Source organism: Novosphingobium sp. Fuku2-ISO-50 (genome assembly GCF_001519055.1).
Lineage (GTDB): Bacteria > Pseudomonadota > Alphaproteobacteria > Sphingomonadales > Sphingomonadaceae > Novosphingobium.
The window spans coordinates 621,144-645,697 of record NZ_KQ954285.1; the positions used below are offsets into that span (position 1 = coordinate 621,144).

The 24,554-nt window shown below is 60.7% G+C and carries 22 protein-coding genes and 1 tRNA gene; 8 read left to right on the forward strand and 15 right to left on the reverse strand.

Annotated features, from left to right (window positions below):
• Positions 1–94: 94 nt before the first annotated feature.
• Genes mmsB through AQZ50_RS02900 form a run of 4 tightly spaced genes read right to left on the reverse strand, consistent with a single transcriptional unit; the run spans position 95 to position 4,014 of the window.
• Entirely contained in the window at positions 95–1,018 is a 924-nt protein-coding gene (mmsB, locus tag AQZ50_RS02885) for a 3-hydroxyisobutyrate dehydrogenase (protein WP_255354588.1), read from the reverse strand.
• A gap of 13 nt (positions 1,019–1,031) precedes the next feature.
• Positions 1,032–1,814 carry an enoyl-CoA hydratase-related protein gene (locus AQZ50_RS02890; RefSeq protein ID WP_067742175.1) on the reverse strand — a complete coding sequence of 261 codons (783 nt, stop codon included), beginning with the start codon at positions 1,812–1,814 and terminating at the stop codon, positions 1,032–1,034.
• Complete coding sequence (locus AQZ50_RS02895) at positions 1,811–2,875, reverse strand: enoyl-CoA hydratase/isomerase family protein (RefSeq protein ID WP_082703359.1); 1,065 nt, start codon at positions 2,873–2,875, stop codon at positions 1,811–1,813. The genes AQZ50_RS02890 and AQZ50_RS02895 overlap by 4 nt, the downstream gene beginning before the upstream one ends.
• Complete coding sequence (locus AQZ50_RS02900; RefSeq protein WP_067742178.1) at positions 2,872–4,014, reverse strand: acyl-CoA dehydrogenase family protein; 1,143 nt, start codon at positions 4,012–4,014, stop codon at positions 2,872–2,874. The genes AQZ50_RS02895 and AQZ50_RS02900 overlap by 4 nt, the downstream gene beginning before the upstream one ends.
• A gap of 35 nt (positions 4,015–4,049) precedes the next feature.
• On the opposite strand from AQZ50_RS02900, the gene AQZ50_RS02905 reads away from it, so the two are divergent.
• Positions 4,050–5,186: a helix-turn-helix domain-containing protein gene (locus tag AQZ50_RS02905; protein WP_067742180.1), complete on the forward strand. Its 1,137-nt coding sequence runs from the start codon at positions 4,050–4,052 to the stop codon at positions 5,184–5,186.
• 96 nt (positions 5,187–5,282) lie between these two features.
• Positions 5,283–6,107 (forward strand): sterol desaturase family protein, encoded by an 825-nt coding sequence (locus AQZ50_RS02910; RefSeq protein WP_082703360.1) that lies wholly within the window; start codon positions 5,283–5,285, stop codon positions 6,105–6,107.
• Here the strand turns inward: AQZ50_RS02910 and AQZ50_RS02915 are convergent.
• The gene (locus AQZ50_RS02915; RefSeq protein ID WP_067742491.1) at positions 6,088–7,587 is read right to left on the reverse strand and encodes a CoA-acylating methylmalonate-semialdehyde dehydrogenase; all 1,500 of its coding nucleotides are present in this window, start codon (positions 7,585–7,587) and stop codon (positions 6,088–6,090) included. The genes AQZ50_RS02910 and AQZ50_RS02915 overlap by 20 nt on opposite strands.
• Before the next feature lie 76 nt (positions 7,588–7,663).
• Between AQZ50_RS02915 and AQZ50_RS02920 the strand changes: the two genes are divergently transcribed.
• The gene (locus tag AQZ50_RS02920; protein ID WP_231730076.1) at positions 7,664–8,578 is read left to right on the forward strand and encodes a LysR family transcriptional regulator; all 915 of its coding nucleotides are present in this window, start codon (positions 7,664–7,666) and stop codon (positions 8,576–8,578) included.
• Positions 8,579–8,756: 178 nt separating this feature from the next.
• Here AQZ50_RS02920 and AQZ50_RS02925 read toward each other — a convergent pair whose 3' ends face one another.
• Positions 8,757–9,068, reverse strand: coding sequence for a DUF3297 family protein (locus AQZ50_RS02925; RefSeq protein ID WP_067742188.1), 312 nt, complete (start codon positions 9,066–9,068; stop codon positions 8,757–8,759).
• Between the two features lie 102 nt (positions 9,069–9,170).
• Here AQZ50_RS02925 and AQZ50_RS02930 point away from each other — a divergent pair.
• Positions 9,171–9,245: transfer RNA gene (locus AQZ50_RS02930), tRNA-Val, on the forward strand.
• A 125-nt stretch (positions 9,246–9,370) separates the two neighbouring features.
• Here the strand turns inward: AQZ50_RS02930 and AQZ50_RS02935 are convergent.
• Both AQZ50_RS02935 and AQZ50_RS19945 read right to left on the reverse strand, forming a co-directional pair.
• Positions 9,371–10,501 (reverse strand): tyrosine-type recombinase/integrase, encoded by a 1,131-nt coding sequence (locus tag AQZ50_RS02935; RefSeq protein ID WP_067742191.1) that lies wholly within the window; start codon positions 10,499–10,501, stop codon positions 9,371–9,373.
• Between the two features lie 216 nt (positions 10,502–10,717).
• Positions 10,718–10,957 (reverse strand): helix-turn-helix domain-containing protein, encoded by a 240-nt coding sequence (locus AQZ50_RS19945; RefSeq protein ID WP_082703361.1) that lies wholly within the window; start codon positions 10,955–10,957, stop codon positions 10,718–10,720.
• Positions 10,958–11,067: 110 nt separating this feature from the next.
• Between AQZ50_RS19945 and AQZ50_RS02940 the strand changes: the two genes are divergently transcribed.
• Positions 11,068–11,457, forward strand: a complete 390-nt coding sequence (locus tag AQZ50_RS02940; protein WP_067742193.1) for a helix-turn-helix domain-containing protein — start codon at positions 11,068–11,070, stop codon at positions 11,455–11,457.
• A gap of 1 nt (position 11,458) precedes the next feature.
• Positions 11,459–11,857 (forward strand): hypothetical protein, encoded by a 399-nt coding sequence (locus AQZ50_RS02945; protein ID WP_067742204.1) that lies wholly within the window; start codon positions 11,459–11,461, stop codon positions 11,855–11,857.
• Between the two features lie 132 nt (positions 11,858–11,989).
• On the opposite strand, the gene AQZ50_RS02950 is transcribed toward AQZ50_RS02945, so the two are convergent.
• Positions 11,990–16,525 (reverse strand): NACHT domain-containing protein, encoded by a 4,536-nt coding sequence (locus AQZ50_RS02950; protein WP_156427203.1) that lies wholly within the window; start codon positions 16,523–16,525, stop codon positions 11,990–11,992.
• Positions 16,526–16,718: 193 nt separating this feature from the next.
• Positions 16,719–17,624, reverse strand: coding sequence for a hypothetical protein (locus tag AQZ50_RS02955; RefSeq protein ID WP_156427204.1), 906 nt, complete (start codon positions 17,622–17,624; stop codon positions 16,719–16,721).
• 152 nt (positions 17,625–17,776) lie between these two features.
• Here AQZ50_RS02955 and AQZ50_RS02960 point away from each other — a divergent pair, with 152 nt between their 5' ends.
• Positions 17,777–18,346 carry a GNAT family N-acetyltransferase gene (locus AQZ50_RS02960; RefSeq protein WP_197412357.1) on the forward strand — a complete coding sequence of 190 codons (570 nt, stop codon included), beginning with the start codon at positions 17,777–17,779 and terminating at the stop codon, positions 18,344–18,346.
• A 198-nt stretch (positions 18,347–18,544) separates the two neighbouring features.
• On the opposite strand, the gene AQZ50_RS02965 is transcribed toward AQZ50_RS02960, so the two are convergent.
• From AQZ50_RS02965 to AQZ50_RS02985, 5 genes are all read right to left on the reverse strand, one after another.
• Positions 18,545–19,324 (reverse strand): TIR domain-containing protein, encoded by a 780-nt coding sequence (locus AQZ50_RS02965; protein ID WP_067742216.1) that lies wholly within the window; start codon positions 19,322–19,324, stop codon positions 18,545–18,547.
• A gap of 130 nt (positions 19,325–19,454) precedes the next feature.
• Positions 19,455–20,009 (reverse strand): toll/interleukin-1 receptor domain-containing protein, encoded by a 555-nt coding sequence (locus AQZ50_RS02970; protein WP_067742217.1) that lies wholly within the window; start codon positions 20,007–20,009, stop codon positions 19,455–19,457.
• Between the two features lie 6 nt (positions 20,010–20,015).
• Positions 20,016–21,470, reverse strand: coding sequence for an SIR2 family protein (locus AQZ50_RS02975; RefSeq protein WP_067742219.1), 1,455 nt, complete (start codon positions 21,468–21,470; stop codon positions 20,016–20,018).
• Between the two features lie 19 nt (positions 21,471–21,489).
• Positions 21,490–21,987, reverse strand: coding sequence for a TIR domain-containing protein (locus tag AQZ50_RS02980; RefSeq protein ID WP_067742221.1), 498 nt, complete (start codon positions 21,985–21,987; stop codon positions 21,490–21,492).
• Between the two features lie 154 nt (positions 21,988–22,141).
• Positions 22,142–22,984 (reverse strand): hypothetical protein, encoded by an 843-nt coding sequence (locus tag AQZ50_RS02985; protein WP_067742224.1) that lies wholly within the window; start codon positions 22,982–22,984, stop codon positions 22,142–22,144.
• Between the two features lie 359 nt (positions 22,985–23,343).
• On the opposite strand from AQZ50_RS02985, the gene AQZ50_RS02990 reads away from it, so the two are divergent.
• Positions 23,344–24,405, forward strand: coding sequence for an NAD(P)H-dependent flavin oxidoreductase (locus tag AQZ50_RS02990; RefSeq protein WP_067742225.1), 1,062 nt, complete (start codon positions 23,344–23,346; stop codon positions 24,403–24,405).
• The last annotated feature ends 149 nt before the right edge of the window (positions 24,406–24,554 follow it).

A 24,554-nucleotide genomic window follows, 5' to 3' on the forward strand; every position in this document is an offset into this window, starting at 1 on the left:
TACGGCTTGCTGATGCAAAGGGGGGAAATCGCGCATTTCGGATAATTTGCGTTGGCCGCGGCGGAACGACAACGGCCATTTTTCGCAGCCCGGTCTATTTCCGCAAGGTCTTGATGATCGCCGAAAAATCGAGCCCCGCATTCCCCGCTGCGGCAAAGGCTTCGTACAGATCGGCGGCGCGGTGCCCCATCGGGACATCGGCGCCGGTTTCGGCGGCGGCGGCCATGGCGAGCCGCAAGTCCTTCAGCATCAGCGCGGTGGTAAAGCCGCCCTGATAATCGGCGTCGGCGGGCGTTTTCGGGCCGACGCCGGGGACGGGGCAATAGCTCGTCATCGACCAGCACTGGCCCGAGGCCTTTGAGGCGATGTCGTAGAACGTCTGCAGGTCGAGCCCAAGCTTTTCGGCCATGGCAAAGGTTTCGCACGTGGCGACCATCGAGGCGCCAAGCAGCATGTTGTTGCAGATCTTGGCCGCCTGCCCCGCGCCCGCAGCGCCCGCGTGGATGACCGACGTGCCCATTGCCGCCAGAATCGGCTGCGCAGCGGCATAAGCGGCATCGGTGCCGCCGGCCATGAATGTCAGCGTGGCACCTTTGGCTGCGGCAATCCCGCCCGAGACGGGGGCATCGACCATCGGGTGGCCTTTTTCTGCGGCAAGGGCGATGACGTCGCGCGCGGTGGCGACGTCGATCGTCGAACAATCGATCAGCACCGCGCCCCTCGGCGCCCATTTGAACACGTCGTTCTGATAGACGCTGCGCACGATCTTGCCGTCGGGCAGCATGGTCACCACCGCATCGACGCCGTCAAGCGCGGCGTTGATGCTGGTATGCGTGGCACAACCCGCCAGCTTTGCCCGGCCAAGCGCGGCCGCATCGAGATCGAAGGCTTCGACCTTGTATCCCTTGGCGACGAGATTGGCAGCCATGCCGCCGCCCATGTTGCCCAGTCCGATGAAGGCAATGCGCTTGGCCATAAGACGATCCTTTCCGTGTGTGCCGGTCTGGCCGGCGTTGATCAAAACGTGAAACTCAGCGGCCCGTAAACACCCCTGCACGCTTTTCGATGAACGCAGCCATGCCTTCGGCCTTGTCGTCCGTCGCGGTCAGCACCTGAAACACGCGGCGCTCGAACAAAATGCCCTGATCGAGCGTGGTTTCGAACGCGGCGTTGACCAACTCCTTGTTGGCGACAGCGGCAAGCGGGGGCATCGCGGCGATCGCCTCGGCGGTCTTGATCGCTTCGGCCAGCAAGTCGGCAAGCGGCACGACCCGCGCGACGAGCCCGGCGCGTTCCGCTTCGTGCGCGTCCATCATGCGCCCGGTCAGGCACATTTCCATCGCCTTGGCCTTGCCGATCGCGCGCGTCAGGCGCTGCGAGCCGCCCATGCCGGGGGCCACGCCAAGCTTCACTTCGGGCTGGCCGAATTTCGCGTTTTCCGACGCGATGATGAAATCGGCCATCATCGCCAGTTCGCACCCGCCGCCCAGCGCAAAACCGTTGACCGCCGCGATCCACGGCTTGCGCGTGGCCTTGACGACATGGCTGGTCCAGCGCGCGAAGAAATCCTGCGCAAAGAAGTCCGCTGCCGACTTTTCGGCCATTTCCTTGATGTCGGCACCGGCGGCAAAGGCCTTTTCGCCCGATCCGGTCAGAACCGCGCAGCGCTGCCCTGCATCGGCCTCGAACGCGGCGAACGCGGCGATCAGGTCTTCGAGAACAAGCGAATTGAGCGCGTTCAGCGCCTTTGGCCGGTTGAGCGTGATCAGCGTGACGGGCCCACGGGTTTCAACCAGGATCGTTTCATAGCTCATAGCGGTTTCCATTCTTCATCGTGCGGCAGCGGCGCAAAGATCGCATCGATCAGATCGTCGGTGACCGCTTCGGGGCTGGGCGGATTCCATTTCGGCGCATGATCCTTGTCGATGATCACCGCGCGCACCCCTTCGGCAAAGTCGGGGCGCAGCAGCACGCGGCTGCCGATGCGGTATTCCATCGCCATGTTCGCGGCGAAGTCTTCGCAATGCAGGCTGTCGCGCAATTGGCGCAGCGCCACTTTGCAGGTCTGCGGGCTCTTGGTCGCCAGCGTGGCGAGCGTGGCGGTCGCCCATTCGCCGCCATCGGCTGCGAGCGCGGCCAGGATGTCCTCGTAACGATCAGAGGCAAACAGGCGGTCGATCGTATCGGCCTGCGCGGCAATCTTCGCCACGGGCGGCACTGTCGACAGCCGATGCAGGATCGCCGCCGCCTGATCGGGGTCGGCGGCCAGCGCGGCTTTGGCTTCGGCCAGCGCGGATTGCGGCAGAAAATGCGTGGCAAGACCTGCCCAAAGGCAATCCGCCCCGTCGAGCCGCGCCCCGGTCAACGCCATATATTGCCCCAGCCGCCCGGCAAGGCGCGACAGATACCAGCCGCCGCCGACATCGGGAAACAGGCCGATCCCGGTTTCGGGCATCGCCAGGCGAGTCGCTTCGGTCGCGACGCGATATGTCGCGGGCCCCGCGATGCCGACACCGCCGCCCATCGTGATCCCGTCCATGAACGCGATCACCGGCTTGGGATAAGTCAGGATCAGATGGTTGAGCTGATATTCCTCATGGAAGAATCGCCGCCCCGAAGCGCCGCCGTCGTTGAGCGCCGAATCGCGCAGGAATGCGATGTCGCCGCCTGCGCAAAAGCCGCGCCCTTCGGCATGATCGATGATCACCGCGCCGACCGCCGGATCGTCGCGCCACGACAACAGCGCCGCGATCATCGCCCGCACCATCGGCAGCGTCAGCGCATGAAGCGCGCGCGGACGGTTGAGCGACAGATGCCCGACGCGGCCTTCGACGCGCGCCAGCACCGGATCGGCGATTTCGGCTTCTGCGCTCATTTCAACAAGTCCCTTCCCACGATCATGCGCATGACTTCATTGGTTCCTTCGAGAATGCGGTGAACGCGCAAATCGCGCCAGAACCGCTCGATCGGATAGTCTTTCAGATAGCCATAGCCGCCAAACATCTGCAGCGCACGATCGACGATCGATGATCCGTTGTCGGTCGCCAATTTCTTGGCCATCGCCGAAAAACGAGTCTTGTCGGGCGCATCGGCGCCGACTTTGGCTGCGGCGAGATAGAGCAGCGCACGCGCCGCCTCCAGATCGGTGGCCATGTCGGCCAGTTGGAATTGCGTGTTCTGAAACTCGGCGATCGTGCGGCCGAATTGCGAGCGGGTTTTGACATAGGCGATCGCCTCGTCAAGACAGCGCTGCGCCCCGCCCAGCGAACAGGCGCCAATATTCAGCCGCCCGCCGTCGAGCCCGGCCATGGCAAAGCGAAAGCCTTCGCCCTCTTCGCCGATCCGGTTGGCCACGGGCACGCGCACGGCGTCAAACATCACTTGCGCGGTGGGCGAAGCGTTCCAGCCCAGCTTGCGCTCGGGCGCGCCAAACGAGACGCCGGGCATGTCGCGGTCGATCACCAGACAGGAAATGCCCTTGGGCCCCGGCTCGCCGGTGCGGACCATGGTGACATAGATGTCGTTGACCCCGCTGCCGGAAATGAACTGCTTCGTGCCCGAAACGACATAATGATCACCTTCGCGCCGCGCCGTGGTGCGCAAGGCCGCCGCGTCAGAGCCCGATCCCGGCTCGGTCAGGCAATAGCTCGCCATCAGGTCCATCGGGATCAGGCGCGGCAGATAGCGCGCCTTGAGATCGGCACTGCCAAACCGGTCGATCATCCACGAGGCCATGTTGTGAATCGACAGAAAGGCCGATGTCGCCGGGCACCCATAAGCGAGCGCTTCGAAAATCAGCGCCGCTTCGAGCCGGCCAAGCCCGATCCCGCCCGCCTCTTCACTGACATAGATCGCGGCAAAGCCCAGCTCGGCGGCGGCGCGGATGGTGTCGCGCGGAAATTCGTGGCGGTCATCCCATCCGGCGGCGTGGGGCACGATCGCATCGGCGGCGAAGCGGCGCGCCATGTCCTGGATGGCGAGCTGGTCTTCGGTCAGGCTGAACAACTGGGTCATGATGGGGCCTATGCTGCTGACGTGTCGACGCGGCAATGGCCGCGCGCAGTGTGATGGACGCCCCGCGCCGGTTTGGCCATAAGCGGGGCATGACGGCGATCGATTTCGATACATGGGACCGCGCGTTGCGACTGGTCGCGATCGGCGAGATGCTGATGGTCGCGCTGGTGGTCGCGCGCAGCGGGGCGACGCGCGCGATCCGGCGCGGGACGGTGCTGCTGCTGGCGGGGGTCATCGGATACCTGGTGCAATCGTCCGATGGCCCCGCGATCATGGCCACGCCGCCGGGCTTTGTCGCGATAGCGGGCTTGGTCGCGACGGTCGGTGCAACGGCAACGCCGCTCGCGCTGTGGTTTTTTACCCACGCCCTGTTCGAACGTCCGCCCGACCGGCGCATCGGCGGCGCGGCGGCGGCGATCCTTGTGGCGGGCGTGGTGATTCCGGCGAGCGGCGGCTGGTGCCGTTATGTCTGGCCCTGGCTCGATCGGCTGTGTCATCTGGTGATGGCGCTGCTGGTGATCCATGCGCTGATCGTCGCCTTGCGCAGCCGCTCCGACGATCTCAGCGAAAAACGCCGCCGCTTTGCGCTGGCCTTCGTCGCGATCGTCGCAGGCGAAGCGCTGGTCGTCGTCCTGGGCGAGGCCTGGTTCGGCTATGCCCGGGAACCCGTGGCCTTTCGCCTGATCGAAGCCATGCTCGTCGTCGCGGCCGGTCTGATCGTCGGCGGCGCCTTGCTCGAAGCGGATCTCGATCTGATCGGCAGGGCGCCACCGGCCCCGGACGAGCCCATCGCCGGGGATGTCATGCCGCCTGCCGAGCGCGTGCTGTGCGACCGGCTGAACGCGGCGATGGCGGCGGGGGCCTGGCGTCAGCCGGGACTGACCATCGGCGACCTTGCCGGGCAGCTCGGCGTGCCCGAACATCGCCTGCGCGCGCTGATCAACCGGCGGCTGGGGCATCGCAATTTTTCCGCATTCCTCAACCTGCATCGCATTGCCGAGGCGCGGGCGCGCCTGTCCGACCCCGACGATGTCGCCTTGCCCGTGCTGACGATCGCGATGGACCTCGGCTATGGCTCGCTGGCCCCCTTCAACCGCGCCTTTCGCGAAGAGACCGGGCAGACGCCGACCGATTTTCGCCGGGCTGCGTTCGCCGTCGATCGAAAAACCTGATCGATTTCGAAATGAACCGGCATTTTCCGGCATCGGGAGGACCGTGCGCCGCGCCTCTGTCAGGGCAGCGCAGACCGTTTCCCGATGGAGTCCCCCATGCCCGATATGCTGTCGCTGCTGTCCCATTTCGCCCGCCACTTGCAGGGCGGCATTACCGAGGAACTGCTCCGTTACCTGGCCGGCGCAGGCGGTGTCGCGGCGCTGGTCTGGCTGGGCGGACGGCGGCTGGCGCATCGCAAGATCCAGACGCGCCGCGCCAGCACAAGCGACGTGCTGCGCGAAGTGCGCCAGTCGCTGTGGACAATCATGGTCTTTGCAGTGGTCGACCTGCTGACCGTGGCGTTGATCATGGCCGGGGTGATCGCGATGGCGCACGGGCCCGCCAGCGCGATAACGATCGGCTGGCAGATCGTCGCGCTGATCGTGCTGCACGATGCCTGGTTTTACTGGATGCACCGCGCGCTCCATTCCCGCGCGCTGTTCCGCGCAACGCACCTTGCCCACCATCGCAGCCGCACGCCGACCAGTTGGGCCGCCTACAGCTTTGCCACCGGCGAAGCCGTGTGCGAGGCGCTGGTGATCCCGGCGATGTTCCTGATCGTGGCACGGATCGCGCCGGTCGAACCGCTCGCCGCGTTCATTTTTCTCGGCCACCAGATCGCGCGTAACGCGATCGGCCATTCGGGCCATGAACTGGCGTGGAGCGGCTTTACGCGCAGCCTTTTGACCGCATGGCTGACCACCACGACGCACCATGACCTGCACCACAGCGAAGGCCGCTATAACTACGGCCTCTATTTCACCTGGTGGGACCGCTGGATGGGTACGGAACATCCCCGTTATCATGACCGTTTCGAAGCGGTGGCGACCCGGCCTCGCGAACAGGCCACCACCATCGGGGTCAGCCCATTGTCGGAATGACGAAGGCATTGCCGCCGTCGACCGAGCCGTCGGGCCAGCGCTGGGTGATCGTCTTGACCTTGGTCCAGAATTTCACGCCTTCCATGCCGTGCTGGTTGGTGTCGCCAAAGGCCGAGCGTTTCCACCCGCCAAAGCTGTGATAGGCGACGGGCACCGGGATCGGCACGTTGATCCCGACCATGCCGACATTGACTCGCCTGGCGAATTCGCGCGCGGCATGGCCGTTGCGGGTAAACAGCGCGACGCCGTTGCCGTATTGATGCTTGCTGGGCAGCGCGACAGCTTCGTCAAAGGTCTTGGCGCGCACGATCTGTAGCACGGGGCCGAATATCTCGTTGTGATAGCTGTCCATCGTGTCGGTGACATGGTCGATCAGCGTCGGGCCGACGAAAAAGCCCTGCTCGTACCCCTGCAAGGCAAAGCCGCGTCCGTCGATCACCAGTTCGGCGCCTTCCTCGGCGGCGCGCGCGATCCATGCCTCGATCTTCGCTTTGGCCTGCGCGGTCACGACCGGGCCGTAATGCGCCTCGGGATCGGTCGAAATGCCGACTTTCAGCGCCTCGATCGCCGGGATCAGCTTGGCCTTCAGGCGTTCGGCAGTCTCGTCACCGACCGGCACCACCACGGGCAAGGCCATGCAGCGCTCGCCCGCCGAACCGAAAGCGGCGCCAAGCAGATCGTTCACCACCTGATCGAGATCGGCATCGGGCAGGACGATGCCGTGATTCTTGGCCCCGCCCATCGCCTGGACCCGCTTTCCGGCTGCCGCGCCGCGCTGATAGACATAGTTGGCGATGTCCGACGATCCGACGAAGCTGACCGCGCCGATCGCCGGATGGTCGAGAATCGCATCGACCATTTCCTTGTCGCCATGCACGACCTGAAAGATCCCGGCAGGCAGGCCCGCTTCGAGAAACAGCTCGGCCAGCCGCAGCGGCACCGACGGATCGCGTTCCGACGGCTTGCAGATAAAGGCGTTGCCCGTCGCGACGGCCACCGCGCCCATCCACAAGGGGATCATCGCCGGAAAGTTGAACGGGGTGATCCCCGCGCCGATGCCGACCGGCTGACGCATCGAATAGACATCGATCCCCGGCCCGGCGCCGTCGGTATATTCGCCCTTTTGCGCATGCGGAATGCCGCAGGCGAATTCGACCACTTCGAGCCCGCGCTGAATGTCGCCGCGCGAATCCGCGATCACTTTGCCGTGTTCGCTCGACAAAAGGTGCGCCAGCTCGGTCATGTGCGCCTCAACCAGTTCCTTGAAACGGAACAGCACGCGCGCCCGCCGTTGCGGATTGGTCGCCGCCCAGGCAGGCTGCGCCGCCTCGGCAGCAGCAACCGCACGCTCAAGCGCGGCTGCCCCGCCCAGCACGACTTCGGCCTGTACCGCGCCGGTGTTGGGATCGTAGATCGCGCTGCGCCGCGCCTGATCGAGCCCGGCGGTGCCGCCCGCAATGAAATGATCGATGATGCGCATGGGGTTGGCTCCTCTGCCCGAATTTTCGTTCGAGAGCGGGCCTGCACCCATGAAGCGTTGCATGCAATGCCGGAAAATGCGATCCACACCTGCAATTATGCAGGCACCCGACTGGAACGACTATCAGGCTTTCCTGGCCGTTGCGCGCGGCGGGCAGATGGCGCGCGCCGCCGCCGCGATGGGCGTCGATGCCACGACCATCGGTCGCCGTTTGCGTCGGCTTGAAACGCGGCTGGGCGCAACGTTGTTCGAGCAGACGCGCGAAGGGCAAGTGCTGACCGAAGCGGGCGAAGCGCTGCTTGCCGAAGTCGAGGCCATGGCGCAGGCGGCCAGCCGCATTGCCGAACAGGCGGGCGGCGGCGGCCCTTCGGGCCTGTTGCGCGTCAGCCTGACCGAAGGGTTTGCCGGTGCGATCGTCGCCCCCGCGCTCAAGAGCTTTATCGAGGCGCACCCCCGGCTGACTGTCGATCTGGTTGCCTCGTCGGGCCTGCTCAGCCCGTCAAAGCGCGAAGCGGATCTCGCCGTCACGCTGTCGCGCCCGCGCGCGGGCCCGGTGATCGCGGGAAAGCTGTCCGACTATGCCTTGCGGCTCTATGCCACGCGCGGCTACCTCGCGCAGAACGGCACCCCGGCCCATGGGGCGGACCTTGCGCGCGGACACCGGTTGATCGGCTATGTCCCCGATCTGCTTTACGCGCCCGAACTGCGCTATCTTGCCGAATTCGAACCCGGGCTCAGCGCGGTCGTGCGCTCCCCCTCGATCATGGCGCAGGCGCGGATGATCGCCGCCGGCGCCGGGATCGGGGTGCTGCCGTGCTTCATGGGCGATGCCGACAAGTGGCTCGTCCCGGTGCTGCCCGAACGGCGGATCATCCGCAGCTTCTGGCTGGTCACGCACAAGGACACGCACAGTCTGGCGCGGGTGCGCGCGTTCAAGGACTGGCTGGCCGCCCTGACCGCGCGCGAACGCCCCAAGCTGCTTCCGCGGTAAAGCGTTTTGGCGCGTTGGAGCCTGATCCGAAAGTCGGCGACGGAGGACTGGCGAGGGATTTTTCGTGCCAACGAGGAGTGATTGCCGCCGCGATGCGGTTTCATCGCGGCAAAATCACGACGAAACTGGCGCGGGAAAGACCCGCCAGGCCTGACCCGCAGACTTTCGGATCAGGCTCTTAGAGCTTCAGGACGGGCGCGTCTTCGCCCAGGTCTTCGTACCAGGCTTCGACTGCGCCGGTCAGCTTGATGGTCAAGGGATTGCCCTTGCGATCGAACGTGCGCCCGGCCTGCACGCGCACCCAGCTTTCGGACACGCAATATTCCTCGACATTGTGGCGCACCACGCCCTTGAAGCGGATGCCGATGCCGCGCCCCAGTTTGTCGGCATCGAAAAACGGGCTGCGCGGGCTGATGGCCAGACGATCGGGCGGAAGATCGCCGGTCGTCGGGGTTGCGGTTTCGGGCGAGGTGTTTTCAGGCTCGGTCATGGTTCAGCGCAATTATCTTTCCGCCCCTACTTGTCAATCATCAGCCAAGGCGATAGAGGCGCGGCCCTGTCCAGACAGCAATCTGCCAGACAGCAATCTGGCGGGCGCGTAGCTCAGTGGTAGAGCACACCCTTCACACGGGTGGGGTCGCAGGTTCAATCCCTGCCGCGCCCACCATAAAACCCTCTGAAATAAGGGGATTTTATGGAAACGGATTTTCCCGGAAAAATTTTCAAAGCGGAAAATAACGGGAACAAACGCCTTATTTCGGGTCGAGCCCGTACAAATCGCGTACACGGCCATCACGCTCTCTCCTTCTTTTTGCTGGCTCCGGCGCTGAACAGAGACAGCTTGGTCCGCTCCTCGGCAGCACGCAGACCACGCAATTGCGCCTGGTGAATTTTCTCGGCCGTCTGCTCGGCATGGGTATAAGTTCTGCGCATCAGACTGGTGTCAGACCACCCGCCGAATTCACCCGCAGCCTTCTCGTCGATGCCCTGCCGCACGTTCATTTCCTGGCCGAAGCCATGGCGCCCGGCGGCATGAAATGGCAGCAGATCGATGCCAGCCAGTTTGCAGGCCTTGGCCCATCCCTTTCGAGGGCTTGATCGATCAGCGAAACCGAAAACACGCAGATTGTCCTGCGTGCGGTCGAACCCGCGCGGATAAAGTCGAGGCAGCGAAGCCAGCTCCCTGACCAATTCCTGTGGAACCGTGATCCATCGATCATCATGCCCCTTCGCCGCCGGGATGCAGACCATGTTCTGATCCAGCTTCAAATGACGGTCGGGATGCATCGCCACGGCCTGGCTGATCCGCGCGCCCGTCATGAACATGAACATGGCCAAAGCAGCATGACGCCGCGGCGCGTGCTGGCGGAATTTGAGCAGCCACTCCCAGCTTCCGGGCGTCTTCTTGACCCGGCTTTTCCGACCGCGCTTGAGATCCTGCGCGACCCGCTCCTCTTTGGAGTAGCCCTTGATGCGTATCGGGGCGCAATGGCCAAGGTCATGCGCATTGTTGATGACAGATCGAACGGGCGTCACGACATGACGGACCCACGTGTCTGTTGATGCCTCTGGATAGAGCTCCTCGCCCAGTTCACGCACGAGCTTGGGCGTAATGTCTGCGACAGCCATCGAGCCAAGCTTGGTCAGGATTGGAACGAGATACCCAGCATCCGCCTCGCTCGGCTTGTAGAGAAGCACAGCATCAGCGAATGTGAACTTGGCTGGCGGCTGCGCCTCAGCATCCTCGCCTAGGACGTGGCGGCGTATTTGCCTCTCCTCCTCGGCACGGCACCAGTCCCACGCGCCTGCTTCTTCAGATGCGCCAGTGCTGCATCGATAGTAGTCGGTGATGGGGGCGCCGAGATATTCGACGCGCCCGCGCGCCCACCACGTTGGGCCTCTGCGGAACGGTTCGAGGGGCATGGTTTGCGATATTCCAGAATTTGGTCGATCTGATCGGCGGTAATGATCATGTTCCGCCCGAGCCGGTGGAAGGCACCGATGCGGTTGGCCTTCTCGCGCAATGCTCGTTCGGAAATGACAAGGCCCCGGGTGGACAGCAACTCAACCCATTCGCTGGGCGGCCTCCCGGAATCGAGAATGGATGAGAGGACAGCCATTCCATGAGCTCCTCGTTGATTAGTTTCTGGGATCAGGGTCTTGCGCAGGACTAGCCAGGGTGAGCCGCCCCATCGGGGTTGATCGACCGGCGGCGGCCACAAAGTGGTTTGCCACATAATCTTCGATGGCGGTTTCCGGCAGAAGAAGCCGACCGTTGACGCGAATATGGGAGAGCAGTCCCCGCGCAACCATGCGACGGACGCGAGACTCCGGCCAACCGCTGCGCGCGGCCAGCTTTGGCAGTGTCAGCAATTGCATGACTAGCACCTCTGTAGTAGTTTGTGTTTGGAGTTTGGCAGAAACTCACAATTATTGGAGTAACTCATGTTTGTGAGTTCCGTCAAGGCGGAATCGTGTGCTGGTGCTGCATGAGCATCGGCGCGCGTTTTCTGGAGATCCGTAAGGCCAAGGGGCTGAAGCAGACCGATGTCGCGGAAGCGATCGGCATCTCACACGGCGCCTTGGTCAATTATGAGAAGGGGCGTGAGCCTCCGGCCTCGGCGATCATCGCGTTCAGCCAAGTCTATGGCGTCAGCGCAAATTGGCTTCTGACCGGCGAAGGCCGACCTGATGCTGAGAGCCTGGGCAGCATCTATGCCCGTTCAATCGCGACCGCTTGGACCTTCCTGAGCCGCGGAGGCGACGATGTGGAACAGGACGCCCTGATAAAACTCGGGGGCGCGCTGTTTCAATACCTGCTGGAGCATGGCGAGATCAGCCCCGCCATGAGCGAGAAGATTTTTGCCCTGAGCGCCTGACATGAACGACAACCAGTTACCGCCAATTGCAGACGAACGCCTTCTGGCCGCTATGAAGGCCGTTAACCCTCCGGTAGAAAAGCTGATGGCTGACCGCCTCGCGCTGCGGCAGGAAATGAGGCAGACAAAGGATGAACTAGAACGCGTCCGCCATTACCTGATCCCACGGTACATTGGCATCGTCAAAGCCATCGCACTTGGGGCAGCAAACCTGGCCCTTATCGCCTTGGCCCTCGCCCTTTTCAAAGGTCTCTTCGAGGTCAAAACCACCGCAACCCTCTTTGCCTCTCTTTTGCTGCCAGTATGGATAGTTGATCAGGCCGAAAAGAGGTTTGGGCGCTGGGTAGTCCATCGCGACGGGCGGGCGGAGTATATCGAACGCGACAACAACGAACGATAATGAGGAGGGACTGACCGGTAAGTCGGCTTGGAATGGCAAAATTGGCCTGAGCCGACTTTCGTTCACCACGCTAAAACCGCTATTGGCGCCGAGTCAAAATACTGACCTCCATCTGCCAAAACTACCGGTCGGTTAATCGTTCTTCGACCAAAACGCCTGCCTAGTCTCATCGCCTTCGAACCACATCAACCCATTATAGCGCGTACGGATGTCGGGGTATTGCTCTTTAACAACAGTTGTCGCGCTACGTTCGCCGATCACCGTCCAGAGCGGTTCAAGGCCATTGTTACGGGCGAGCGCCAGGAAAGGATCACGTCGAACTAGAACGTGGCTTTCGCGGTCGTCGCCTCGCCCACTCACCACGACCGGTATGCCGGCAGCGTCAAGAAATGTACCGGCATTGTTGACGTCAGCCGATAGCGAAAGCTCGTTGATGAGCCATGGGATTGGCACATGACGAGAGAACCCTTCAGGCAGGCTACCGTCGAGATGACTTTCCCACCCATAACTGATTGTCGGGCGGATCGCCGGATAGGTTTTGGGCTGATCAGGCTTGCGTGCCTCCAGTGTCGTCCACAAATCATCGCGCCACGTGTCACGTCGAGCTAGCTCCCCAAGGTAAGCCTCATCAACGATCTGACTGGGCAGCCAATCGTGAAAATCATAGGCATTGGCTACCGCGTCGTCGACTAGGCGCTTGCGAACACCAGGGGTGACGAGCAGCGCGGCGAGAAAGTGAAAGTCGCTCTGGAGCCACGGCACGCCGAAATACCGGTTCTCACGCTCGGCATCTATATCGTGTGCTGCATAACGATAGAGAGTGAGCCATTCGGGCGTATCAAAATCGCGGCACGTGGCAAGTCCTAACCGGCTAGCCGGCAAGTCGGGGTCCATGACCCAATCGCGCCGCCGCTCGACCGGGAGGGGTTCGCACACCAGCGGTGGAACGCGCGGTATGTCAAAACGTACCGCTCCCTCTTGGTCGGCCGGAATAATGGACGGTTCAAGATCGCGCGTGAATGAAATATCGAGTGGGGTGTTGTAGATCTTAGCACCATCTCCCCATTCGGGCTTCAGCCAGAAATTGTCGGCTAAACGAGCGAGTAGTTCCATGAGCGCGATCCGCTGATATTTCTTCCCGATACGCTCAATTCGCCCTCGATTTTCGCTACGCCCTGTGGAGTGGTTGTCGCCGGGAAAGCGCTTGTCTGTCCAGCCGAACGACAGGGCACGGTTGGCAACCCAAATCTTGCACTTCTGGGCATCGAACTCCTTGCCCTTGCCCTTGCCAGGTATGGACCATTCATTCCCGCCACTTCCAGATACCCAGTAGCTCGCCTCCACATCGAACCGCTTGCGCTGGGCTGGTGTGAGAAGCCTCATCAATGCTGCCTCGGCAATATTTATGCGGCGGCGGTCGGCGGCCGAAATTTTCACTTTGAACGTATTGACGTCCCAAGTGACGCGCTTCTCGGCGTGGGCGGCACGAACTTCGGTAAAGACTGCTTGCAAATCGCTGCGACCAAGCGTCACTTCATCGAAAAAGGCTTGCCCGCTTTCATCTGATGTAATTGGGCGAGGCCCGCTCAAGCGAGCATCGGCAAAATTCTTGACGCGACCTTCCAGGACGTAGCGTCCAAAATCGGCGATGCCGTAATAGCAGGACCCCAGGATTTGACGAGCGCCGAGCTGTTTGCCGCGCGCATCAACCCGCGCTTTTGACACGTTGGAGTAGGGTGGTGATGCGCCATAGGGTGGACGGCAGCGCGCAAGATCGATGACGGGATCTAGCGCACCAGCTGCTTCAGCGAGTTCAACTGTGCCGCGCGCATAGTCGCGTGCAAGCAGATGAACGGGAGGCACTCCCTCGAAACAATACGTCCACGCGACCATTGCCAACCTTGCTAGCTTGACCGGATCGAGTGTTCGGAGCGCCGCGCCATAAAGGGCTGCAAACAGTCGCTCGACAACGTATGGGTCGTCGCAGCCTGCGAAACGTGCGAATAATGGTGCGATGAGCGAGGGCCGGCTCGCAAAGATTGAGATCATTGCCTTCGAGGCAGTGTCTCGGACACGGGCGCTGGTAGATGTGCAAGTCCAAGCCAAGGTTATGAGCGCTAAGCCGAGTGTTCCGTCACCCGCACGAGTGACGCCGGCGCTGAGGCTCCAATCGGTCAGGCGAATAAGCGCATGGCCGGGATCATGATGTGCTGCATTGATCGCGACGGTCCAGAACGAGTCACGCTCAGCAAGGCAACGTTTCGTGAGGTTTCGATGAAGAAATTCAATGTTCCAAGGATGGTCCTCCACCACCGCCAGTTCAATGAGGACCGCAAGAACATCCTCACGGTCACGCCTTAGCCGATTTAGCAACTCGCGAGTCCGCTCAGAAAAGGCCGATGGCGCACGCCAGCGGATGCTATCAACAAAGGCATCCTCGACAGGCCAGTTATCCCACCAAATATCGAACCCGCCAGGCAAATGATCGACTAGCTCAACGCCATAACGATCAGCGAATTGGAGAAAGAGCGCGTAGAAAAGCCCTCTCCATTCATAGGCGACACCGTAAGAGCCGAGCAGGAACGCGAGCCGACCACCAGGTTCAAACAGGCCATTGGGCGTGGTCACACCCTGTAGCAACGCACGGGCGATCAGATGATCGCCGAAGCGCTGGAATGAGAAGCGGATCACATCGGAGGGAGGCGTCAGAGGATCGGCACGGTCAACGTCCGGATCTGGATCGTAGCGCAGAAGACCACGAAATCGCAGTGTCTCTAGCCAAGTTTTTCCAGGCGGCGGTGCAAATCCTTCGAACGCATGTTCGACCAAACGATGCGCGTCGGTGCGCGTGACGCTATCACGACACCTGCAGGCCATAAACGCGGCTAGCGCTAGAACCGCGCTACGCAGCGGGTCGACTAGGGTCTCGCTGCCATCATAGGTCGTACCGAGATGACGGCCGGTCGATACAAGGTAAAAATTCAGCACTTCGCTCGTGCCACGCATCCCCCGAGGAAAGTCGGTGCGGCCTTCAGCTTGCAAAGCAAGGCAGGTGGTGCGCAGAAACAGTGGATTGGAAAATTCGGGATTGAGCCAAGGTGTGGCGGGGCGGACGATACCACGCTTGTCCATATAAACCCGCGCGGCGCGCTCGACGTCCGCTGGTGTCTCGAAACCGGTGACCTCGACCTTGGTGGCGATTTGGCCAACTGCAGGTGTGATCAGATGGTCTAGATATTCGCGCCGACACGAAACGCAGAGCGATAGGTTGGGAAAGTCCAGAACCCGCCGCGCGAACCCTTGCAGTTTTTCCCGCCACAGCGCCGCGCCAGCGCCCTCGTTGAGCGCATCGATGGCAACGAGCCCCCGCATTCCTGCCACTTCAGCACGCGCAGATAACGCGCCGAGCAATTTGTCAAAGCTGGTGGGGCCCCATTCGCAATGGGCAAGTATCTGATTTTCGGGTGTACCATGGACGGTGAAGTTCGTTCCGATCAGAAACAAAGCTGGCGCGCCAGCTGCGAGCGCGCGTTCGATCTCAGACGCCATCAGATGCGACTTGCCTGACCCGGCACGCCCATCGAGTAGAGCAAAGCGAGACGCGTCAGAGCGACAGGCGCTGGTGGCGAGCATCTCAAGCACGCCGCCCACCGCATCCTGCAATTTGCTCAGCGAATGGAGATGGTAGTCCACGGTTGTGGAGTCGTCTCTTTCCTCAGCGGACAGCGGTTTAGGTGGATCAGGCGGGGTATCTTTACTCCGCCAAGACAAATCGCGGGCCACCTCGATCGATTCGAAGAGAGATGTGCGAAGCTTCAGAGCAATTGCTTCCCAAGCATCGTAAACTGATAGGTCGCCTGGACCCGGCAGATTTGCCATGTGCTCGGTCAGCCTTTTGCTTTCTACATCGATTGCGTCGAGCCGCTCGACGTCGGCACTGTCGAGCTGACCCGGTCGGCATCCGACCAGTCGTGCTTCGATTAGCGTCGATCGTGCCGCCATTACCGATTGGCGCAGCGCGTCGTTGTGCAACAGCCCGTCGAACACAGCCCGGGTTGAAACGTCGACGTGATCTTCGGGGTGGTAGCGCTCTTCAAGAGCATCGACGGTTCGCTGGCACGCGGCCTTGAGTTGATCCGACGTTAGCTCGATCGCACCGAACCAATACTCGGTGAGCCCAACCATAGCGGGACGGTTCAGCAACGCTTCCAGATCGGGTGCAGTCCAGGGGATGAAATCGACTGACCTACCCCGCGCTTTCGCTCGGTCGATCCATTGCGCTTTGCGCTTTTCCCATTCACTCCAGCCATTGGCTGTCGGGAGGCCAGTTTGTTTTGTCCGCCTAGTCGGACCGGTCAGAGCACAGGCGACCGCGATGTACATGACGGTAAGCGATGGATGCGTCGCCAATGCCGTATCTACCGAGCAATCGATCGCCCTCCAATCTACGCCAGCAGATGTTGTGTAATATTTCGCCTGATACCCGATCTCTTCTCCGGTCTTGAGTAGCCAAACGGCTTCAACCCCACCGTCTCCCCCCGCGCCGTGGATACGACGAAATTCTATGGAGTCGTCCGGAGGCTCCCGCCGAGCAATTTGGCATACCAGCTCTTCGAAGGTCTCACGCTGGCCCGCGACGCCGGCTATAATGCTGGTGAAATCAAGCATGCCAAGTAACTCGATGATGGTGTTCGTGCATAGGAGTCGCAATCGTCATCTGGCTGTCCGCTATGTTGCCCAAAGAAGTTCCATCGAAAAGCGGTGAAACGAAACACCGAGCTATGCAGCAGCGACTGCGGCAAGACCGAGACGTTGCCATCGGTGAAGTTGGCATGCCACAGATGATTTTTCCTCCACATGACTAAAGTGGATCGAAGATGCGGGCCGGGTGATAATGGCCAACAATGTGCTCGGGCGGCAGATCAACCGTCAGGCTGAGTGCGGATCCAGCGCCAGGCCCCAGCACATATGATTGCTCGCCCAGAAACTCGCAGAAGAGGAATTCGAGAATCGAGCCAGCAAACTCCTCAAGCGTGCTTTCGCGCATCAATTTGATCGGAATGTCGCATACGAACATCGTCGGCCGCCCCACCGATTTTAGGACTTTCTTCGCCTCGAAGGCGCCCACCAGCCGCATCCCGAGGCAGTAGAGGTATTCACCGCCATAGATAAGATAGTGTCCTGATCCGCCGAGCCGGGTGATAAGACTGCTCTCGTCGGCGCATAGGTAGAGTCGTCCTTCGCGTCCACCGGAGGAGTTGCGGGCATTGATGTCGGCGACTGCCGCTTCGAGGTTCTCTTCGGTGACCCAGGGAAAGTCGCTCGTCATGAACAGCGCTCGGGCCCTATCTTCCGCCTCGTCCGCACGTAGACACCTGAGGCCGCCCTCATAGAATTGAGCAAGATCATTGGTGCGGGTCGCATGGCCCGCACGGAATGCGCGATATTCCTGCGACAAGCGCTGGGCAGTGACCGATTTCATCTCCAGGTCGCGTCCCTCCACAGCAAAGACGATTTCGTTGAGCCAGGTCAGATCATCTGAGACGACATAATCGGGCGGATTACGTTTGAATGCGCGCTTCACTGAATCGGTTAGGATGTCGCCGAGCAAAGCCCAGACGCGGTCCCGCCAGCTGTCGACATCCGGGAAACAAAATACATCATCGAGAATGCGCGGCCTGCGGGATATGTCCTCGGGCAGCTCGCGATCTCCATAACCCGACTTCATTTCTCTGGTATAGCAGCAGTCCGCCCACTGATAATGCATATCCACACGTCTCCCGTCGTCGCGAGAACCTACTAACAAAATCTCGAAAACAACAAGTTCGAGAGCAGGTTTTGCACATTGTTCGGCCGTAAATGCGCGCGAGGCTGTGGTTTTATCCCGATGAACGAAAGGCACTTATGGGGAAGCTTCAAATGCTCCCTGAACGGCCGCTATTGAGGCGAGGCCAGGCGCACACCATTGCGATCAGACATCAATCGCGGCAACATCTGCAAATGGACAACGATCATTTGCATATCCGTCGCGCTGGGCATGGCGATGTGCCCGAATTGATGGCGCTCTATCAGCATTTGAGCCCGGGTGATGAACGACCGACAGATGATGAAGCAATAAGCATATTGGATCGCTTCGACCGCTTAGAAGGAAGCGCCATTTTCGTCGGTGAGATGAATGCGCGGCTCGTGGGATCTTGTACCCTCGTTGTAATACCCAATCTCACCCGAGGGGGCAGGCCTTACGCATTGATAGAAAACGTCGTCACCCACAGTGAGTTTAGGAATCGAGGCATCGGAAAACATTTGTTGGGAACAGCGTCGCAAGCCGCATGGCAAGCCGGATGTTACAAGGTGATGTTGTTGACTGGACGGAAAGAGCAGGAAGTTCTCGATTTCTACGTCTCCGCTGGCTTCGAACAGTCAAAAACCGGATTTCAGAAAAGGCTTGAGGCCTGCCCGGTCAAACTTTCCGATCTGCTGAACATATGACGGGTTCCGGCACTCCGATCCGGCACCGAGAATGTCAGCTAATGGGGCGGCAATGACCGAGATCTGGCACCGGCAAGTGCCGACCAAACCCAGTCGTCCAGCTCAGCCACCACAGAAGTCTTCTTCTGACAGAAGCTGCTGCCGGGTACTTTCGAAGCGGACGGCCGTGAGATTCCAGCACAAGGAACTCTTCGAGATTCATTCTATCGGTGACGGTGGCACCAGATCGTATAGCGTATCGAGGGCGGTGGCACCCGCTCTGCCATGCGACCGGATGGTCCACATACCGTAGGTTGCCCCGTCCAACTTGCTCAGATGGTCCAGATCAACATCGTAGCGCACCCTCAGGCGCGTGTCGGTGCCCAAACTCTCAGTTGCAAGGAGCGATTCGGTGCCCCTATGGTCCTCGCGTGACCGCTTCTTGATCAGGCGAGTCATCGCGATTTCAGAATAGATCCAAGGCGAGTCCGTCTTATCACCCTTGATATAGTCGCGCGAGGTTATCGACTGCGGCGTGTTGATGAAGATGATGCACTCGCATCGGTCGATCATCCGGGACAGCGCGACCGAGAGCATCATGTGTACGTGCGACGTTGAACGGTTCCGTTTCGCGTAGCTATAGGTCCCCGAGGTCTCATTGTAGCAGAAGGCGTCATCGAGAATGCGCAGAAGATCGTCCGAATAGCCCCATACGGCAGAATCAACGAACGACTTGAGCCCGAATCCTTTATGAAGATGGCCTGCTAGGCCAAGCGCCAATGCGCTGTCCTTGTGGGCATGCGAGATAAAGACCTGCGCGTCGATCTCGGGAAACCATTCAGCAGTCATCTTTGCAGCGAGCAGGTCGCCTGATCCATCGCGGAACCGATTTAGGCATTCGTCGACCCGCCGCTTGTTATATTCATGCTGCGATGCGCCTATTGACTTGTATACACTTAAAAAATCTTCCTTCACAGAGAGTTCGAAACCACGAAACATGCAAGATCCTCGATTGAGATATCGGAGTCAAGTTAAACAAACTCGGATTAAGAGTGTTGCTCGACCTCGTTCGGAGACTCTGAAGGTTGCGGGTCCCAAGCGTCTACTCGACGTCTAGGCTAACTGAGGTTTAGTAGCCGGTAAGCCACTTTCTCAGTTCGGTTCCGGTATTATTATTTTCGTCGATCACCATCCATACCTCATTCTGATAGCCTTCGAGCTTTCCCCAGACGATCCGGTCGTAGAGACCGAGGTACTCCCATGACGCCCATGCTTTGTCATAGCTGGAGTCCGAAGCTGGAAAGAGTGCGATCTTTGGAGTGCCTTTCATGCCATCGGCGATGCCCAGCTCCCATGGCACCCATTTGCTCTCCTTACTGTTTTTGCTGGCGAGAAGCACGAAGCGGCTTGTGTCGCGAATTCGGGTTTTCAAAAGCGCAGCAGTCTTTTCGCTCGTGTACGGAGGCATCTCCGGATCGATCTCATCGACGTAAACCTCGGCACCATGGCTTTCGAGAACCCGGATCGCCCCGGCGACCAGATCATCGTCCTTACTTGAGTGGGAGAGGAATGTGGAGCCTGCGAGCGACCTTGAGGCAGCGGCCTTCCGGACCCTTGCTATTTCGACCGTTCCCATTTCGGCCGCGTAGCTACGAAGCTCTTCGCGCGTGATGTATTCTGCCATGTAGTTTCAGACCTGCCTGTCGATGCGCTTAAGTATCTCGGCCACCAGCTTCACGATTTCCTCGACCGTGATGTCGACGCGGGCGAGCTCCTTCAGCTCGTCGTCCATAGGACGCAATGCGGTGTGCCCCGACGCTTCTATGGCGGACCCGATTAGGCTGTCGGAAATCTGAGCCGCCGCTCCACCGGTTGAGCCGATGGGGATCAAGAAGCAGTCGGCGGTCTTGGCCGCTTCGAACTCGTCCAGGACGCCGGCCGCGATCACTGTAGAGCCGGTGGATGGTTCGATCTTCATTCCGCCGATGAAGATGACGACGCCAGCGATCCTCGCCAATTCAGCGCGAAGGGCCGCCCATTGAGCGCCGTCCGGCGCTTTGCCAAGAATCGGTTGAGGGAAGGGGCGGGCAATGAGGCGTCGCTCGAGATCCCAGCCTCCGCTCGATCGCAGCGCGTCGAGGAAGCCAGCGATGGAGGCCGATCCCACGACGAGACCAGCTCCGCTGACGAGGTCGCGGTTACGATCGCCCACGAGCCGGCCGACAGCCTGCGCCACGTTGTAGACCCTCGCGATTTCATGCCCGGCTTCCGGCGGCCAGCTGCCGCTCACCCACACTCGTCGCGCCGCCACGCGTCTTTCGATCTGCCAGAGAAGCTCGGGCACTTCGCCATAGTTGTCAATCTCGACCACGACGAGGCCATAACGCTTCAGATCACGGCTCCACAGCTTATGCTGAGTGCTGCGCGCCTCGAACTCGGCGTCCGTCTTGTAGTCGTCCCGCTGCGGGGGTCGGACTATGGCGAAGTGCTCAGGTGGCGCGGACGTGAAGCTCTCGCGAATGAGCGACAAGACATGGCGGATGTTCGGATCCGTGAAGCTGATGCCAAGGAACAGCATCGACATACTGGAGAGGTGGGCCTGCAACAGTGGAAGGAAGGCCCCGCGCTTGGACCGGTATAGTTCGTAGTCGTCGGTCGAGATGACGACATCGTCCAGCCGTTCGATCGACCCATGCATCTTGAAGAGGCGTGTCGCACCTGGTGTCGCGCGAAGGGTTAGGTCAGCGGCGCCAGAGACAGTATCGATCGGTCGGTTGACGTGGCCGAATGCACGCTCGACCAGCCTATCGTAATTGGTGGTCCAGATGAACTTAACCGGCAGTCGGGCGATGATTTCCAGGGCCGCGGGAACGGCATGCTCTACGCCGATCTGCTCCTTGATGACGTTTCGGACCCGCGTCGCGGATCCATTCTCTTGGATGCTCCATTGAGCCAGCGCAGCCAGGTCGTGAAGTTCGCCAGACTTCACGCCCAGCTCCTCGCCGACCTCCGTCAGAAGGGACGCCCATGATGGATAGCCTGCGCCCATGGAGACACCGGCACCGACGAACACGGCGGCGCCACCTCCGATCAGGGCCTCAGGATAATCCTTCAGAAACCGTTTGGTCGTCGCTGCAACTGCCATCTCGCCGCCTTTCAACTTGTCAGTTGCGGCCGCGGATCATGATCGCGTCCTCTATCCACTTCTCGATGCCGTTGGAGATCGAGGCGTAGACAGACTTGCTGTCACTTCCGGACGGGGTGATTAGCGGCGCGACAGACGAAAGCTTGCTGTTCGTCCCACCGATGGTGATCTTATCGAACGGGTTGGCGCCTGCGATGGAGGTCTGGCTGTGGCGATCGAGCAGCCTGTCGACCCGGATGCCGAGGACCCCTCTCCGGTCGTCCCATGCCTTGATGATCTCATGTATGACCCAAGGGCGGCTCGCGGTTTCAGAGCCGACCAGTACGACGACGCAGCTTTTGCCGTGCATATTGTCGGCGATCCATTTCTCGATGGATGCCCTGCCTTTCCGCTTCACTTCCTCCCAGACATTCGGCGTGCACACTGGTTGACCTTCGAGCGCCCCCATGTTCCTGACCTGTTGCGTCCGCCAGTAATCGTTATCGAAGTGAAAGCTGAAGAAGACACGACGAGCCACGAAATTCTCCTTGAAACTATTTTCTTGTCAATATTATGCCAGAGTCACAAATTGCAAGCGTAACGATTCCAGTTTTCACGGTGTATAGTGAGCGGCTTGCGCATCCCCATTATCCGACAGGATAGGATTCGCATCAATTTCCGGTCAGAGACGGTCATGCGAACCCCGCGAGCCTCCCCGATGCATCGATTTCGATCGCACCATTCCACTTTCCCGGCGTGGCGGCGAGCTCGTCCGAGCAATGTTCAATCCCGATGAGCTTCGTCCAGAAGATGCATACGGGGGCAGTGATCCGCTTACCCCACCCGGCGAGGTCTATGTGGGCCTTCACCTCGATCCGCTTCTGGTCGTTGTCAAACCCAGCGAACAGCTCGAAGCGCGACCCGTCGTCCATCACGACCGCGGAATCGTGCATGAGTGCCGTGACGTATAGCGCAAGGAAGGCGTGATTGGCGTAGAAGGCCGCCCGTTCTTGAGGTAGAAGCGCACCGGCCTTCGTGAGAACGGAAGCAAGATCCTCCTCGACCCGGTCGTCGGTGAACGCTGGGTTCCAGATGAATGCCCCTGCAAGATAGTTGAAGACGGCCTGCTCCCGCTTGGTCACCTTCTCGAAGCGGTCAGCTTCCATCTTTCTGATTGCCTGAGCGAGGACGGACTTCACGACATCCCGTCTAAGGCCGAGGCGCGTATCGAGCTGCACGTCCGTGGCCGTGCGCAGGTTGGCGGCGCAGATCCGCTTGGCCTTGGCAAGATCCGGAAAGCGGCCTTCACCCTGATGCAGCCAAGAGTCGAGGCTCAGGTGGATATTCCGTACCGTCTCGGTGACTGGCCCCTTGTCGCGCTGGTCGCGATGGGCGACGAAGTCGCCGATCTCCCGTATCGAAGTAAGGCCATGGCAGCGGTCGCGAAGGCCCAGAAAGATCCGGTCAAGATCCTCCACGCGGCAGTCCCCGCGGGTGTAGCGCTCAACACGCTGACGAAGTTCAGTCGGCTTCATAAATCCATTCTATCAGCTTTTATGCCTGGAACAAAATAAAAACATAGGCTGATGGTCGCACTGGGCCGTATCGCCGGTCCGCACTATCCATTCCCTCTCGCCCACAACTTCGTCATCCTGAAGTCGTCGTCAGTGTTTCCCGATGAGTAGGTGGTTCCACGAATGGCCAGTGTTGCCGTAAATCAGACGTTCGAAGTACGGTGCCGAACGGCACAAATGTCCCAGTCCCAGGCAATCCGGCACGCCGCGATGGCGGTGAACCAACGGCGGGTTCCGTCGCCGCAACCAAGGCCGCTGTATGTCTGGAATGGCGGCGGGTTCAGCTTTACCCTGTGTCGCGCACAAGTCATAGATAGAGCATGAACCTGCAAGAACGGCTCAGACTAACGATTCCCCTCATTCAGGCGCCAATGGCTGGCGTTTCCACGCCTGAACTGGCTGCGGCGGTTTGCAATGCCGGCGCGCTTGGTTCGATCGGGGTGGGCGCCACCGATGTCGCAGGGGCTAGGGCCATGATCGAGTACTTACGCGGGCAAACGACGCGTGCCTTCAACGTCAACCTGTTCGTCCACACCCCGCCGCAGCCTGATACGTCACGCGAGCGCGCATGGCTGGAAGCGCTCAGGCCCGTGTTCGCTGAATTTGACGCCACGCCGCCGGAGCACCTGCAAGTCATCTACCGTAGCTTTGCCGACGATCCTGACATGCTGGCCATGCTGCTGGCAACGCGTCCGCCGGTGGTCAGCTTCCATTTCGGCCTGCCGTCGGCGGATATTCTGGCCGCTTTGCGCGCGGCAGGGTGCCTGCTGATGGCCACCGCCACAAATCTTGCAGAAGCGCGCATGATCGAACGCGCCGGCATTGATATCATCATCGCGCAAGGGATCGAGGCAGGCGGGCATCGCGGGATGTTTGATCCCGATAGGCCTGATGATGAGCTCAGCACATTCGTACTGACGCGATTGTTGGTGCGACAATGTCAGAGGCCAATCGTCGCCGCGGGTGGCATCATGGATGGCGCGGGCCTTGCTGCCGCACTCAAGCTTGGCGCAGTCGCAGGGCAAATGGGCACAGCCTTCATCGCTTGCCCAGAATCAGCAGCCGATGAAGCCTATCGCGCCGCGCTCATGGGGCCAGCAGCGGCGCACACGCGTCTCACCACGCTGATTTCAGGCCGTCCTGCGCGGGCACTGGCCAACCGCTTCAGCGCAATGGAAACGCGCCTAGGCCATCTTCAGCCGCCCGCTTACCCAATCGCTTATGATGCGGGCAAAGCACTCAATGCCGCCGCAAAGCGCTTTGGTGAGTATGGTTTTGGTGCGCAATGGGCAGGGCAAGGCGCCCCACTGGCTCGCACAATGCCGGCCGCGAGCTTGGTCGAGACAATCAGGCAAGAGCTGGACGCCTGCAGCAAGCAGTGACAACATGTACCAAGGACCGCTTGCGCCGATCAAAATCAGGCCGATAGATGACGAGTCTCGGAGCGTTACCCGTTCGCTTGACAGACGGCGAGAGGGGCTTTTTCATAGATCGAACTTTGGTGCCGGGCAGTAAAATACTGGCGGCGTTT

Coding starts and splice junctions, on each gene's coding strand:
- AQZ50_RS02900 (WP_067742178.1), bottom strand. CDS start 4,014: ATGACCCAGTTGTTCAGCCTGACCGAAGACCAGCTCGCCATCCAGGAC.
- AQZ50_RS02960 (WP_197412357.1), top strand. CDS start 17,777: ATGCTCCCTGAACGGCCGCTATTGAGGCGAGGCCAGGCGCACACCATT.
- AQZ50_RS02985 (WP_067742224.1), bottom strand. CDS start 22,984: ATGAAGCCGACTGAACTTCGTCAGCGTGTTGAGCGCTACACCCGCGGG.
- AQZ50_RS02945 (WP_067742204.1), top strand. CDS start 11,459: ATGAACGACAACCAGTTACCGCCAATTGCAGACGAACGCCTTCTGGCC.
- AQZ50_RS02895 (WP_082703359.1), bottom strand. CDS start 2,875: ATGAGCGCAGAAGCCGAAATCGCCGATCCGGTGCTGGCGCGCGTCGAA.
- AQZ50_RS02905 (WP_067742180.1), top strand. CDS start 4,050: ATGGCCGCGCGCAGTGTGATGGACGCCCCGCGCCGGTTTGGCCATAAG.
- AQZ50_RS02940 (WP_067742193.1), top strand. CDS start 11,068: ATGAGCATCGGCGCGCGTTTTCTGGAGATCCGTAAGGCCAAGGGGCTG.
- AQZ50_RS02925 (WP_067742188.1), bottom strand. CDS start 9,068: ATGACCGAGCCTGAAAACACCTCGCCCGAAACCGCAACCCCGACGACC.
- AQZ50_RS02975 (WP_067742219.1), bottom strand. CDS start 21,470: ATGGCAGTTGCAGCGACGACCAAACGGTTTCTGAAGGATTATCCTGAG.
- AQZ50_RS02915 (WP_067742491.1), bottom strand. CDS start 7,587: ATGCGCATCATCGATCATTTCATTGCGGGCGGCACCGCCGGGCTCGAT.
- AQZ50_RS02920 (WP_231730076.1), top strand. CDS start 7,664: ATGCGATCCACACCTGCAATTATGCAGGCACCCGACTGGAACGACTAT.
- AQZ50_RS02990 (WP_067742225.1), top strand. CDS start 23,344: ATGAACCTGCAAGAACGGCTCAGACTAACGATTCCCCTCATTCAGGCG.
- AQZ50_RS02890 (WP_067742175.1), bottom strand. CDS start 1,814: ATGAGCTATGAAACGATCCTGGTTGAAACCCGTGGGCCCGTCACGCTG.
- AQZ50_RS19945 (WP_082703361.1), bottom strand. CDS start 10,957: ATGCAATTGCTGACACTGCCAAAGCTGGCCGCGCGCAGCGGTTGGCCG.
- AQZ50_RS02955 (WP_156427204.1), bottom strand. CDS start 17,624: ATGCATTATCAGTGGGCGGACTGCTGCTATACCAGAGAAATGAAGTCG.
- AQZ50_RS02935 (WP_067742191.1), bottom strand. CDS start 10,501: ATGCCCCTCGAACCGTTCCGCAGAGGCCCAACGTGGTGGGCGCGCGGG.
- AQZ50_RS02965 (WP_067742216.1), bottom strand. CDS start 19,324: ATGTTTCGTGGTTTCGAACTCTCTGTGAAGGAAGATTTTTTAAGTGTA.
- AQZ50_RS02950 (WP_156427203.1), bottom strand. CDS start 16,525: ATGCTTGATTTCACCAGCATTATAGCCGGCGTCGCGGGCCAGCGTGAG.
- AQZ50_RS02910 (WP_082703360.1), top strand. CDS start 5,283: ATGCCCGATATGCTGTCGCTGCTGTCCCATTTCGCCCGCCACTTGCAG.
- AQZ50_RS02970 (WP_067742217.1), bottom strand. CDS start 20,009: ATGGCAGAATACATCACGCGCGAAGAGCTTCGTAGCTACGCGGCCGAA.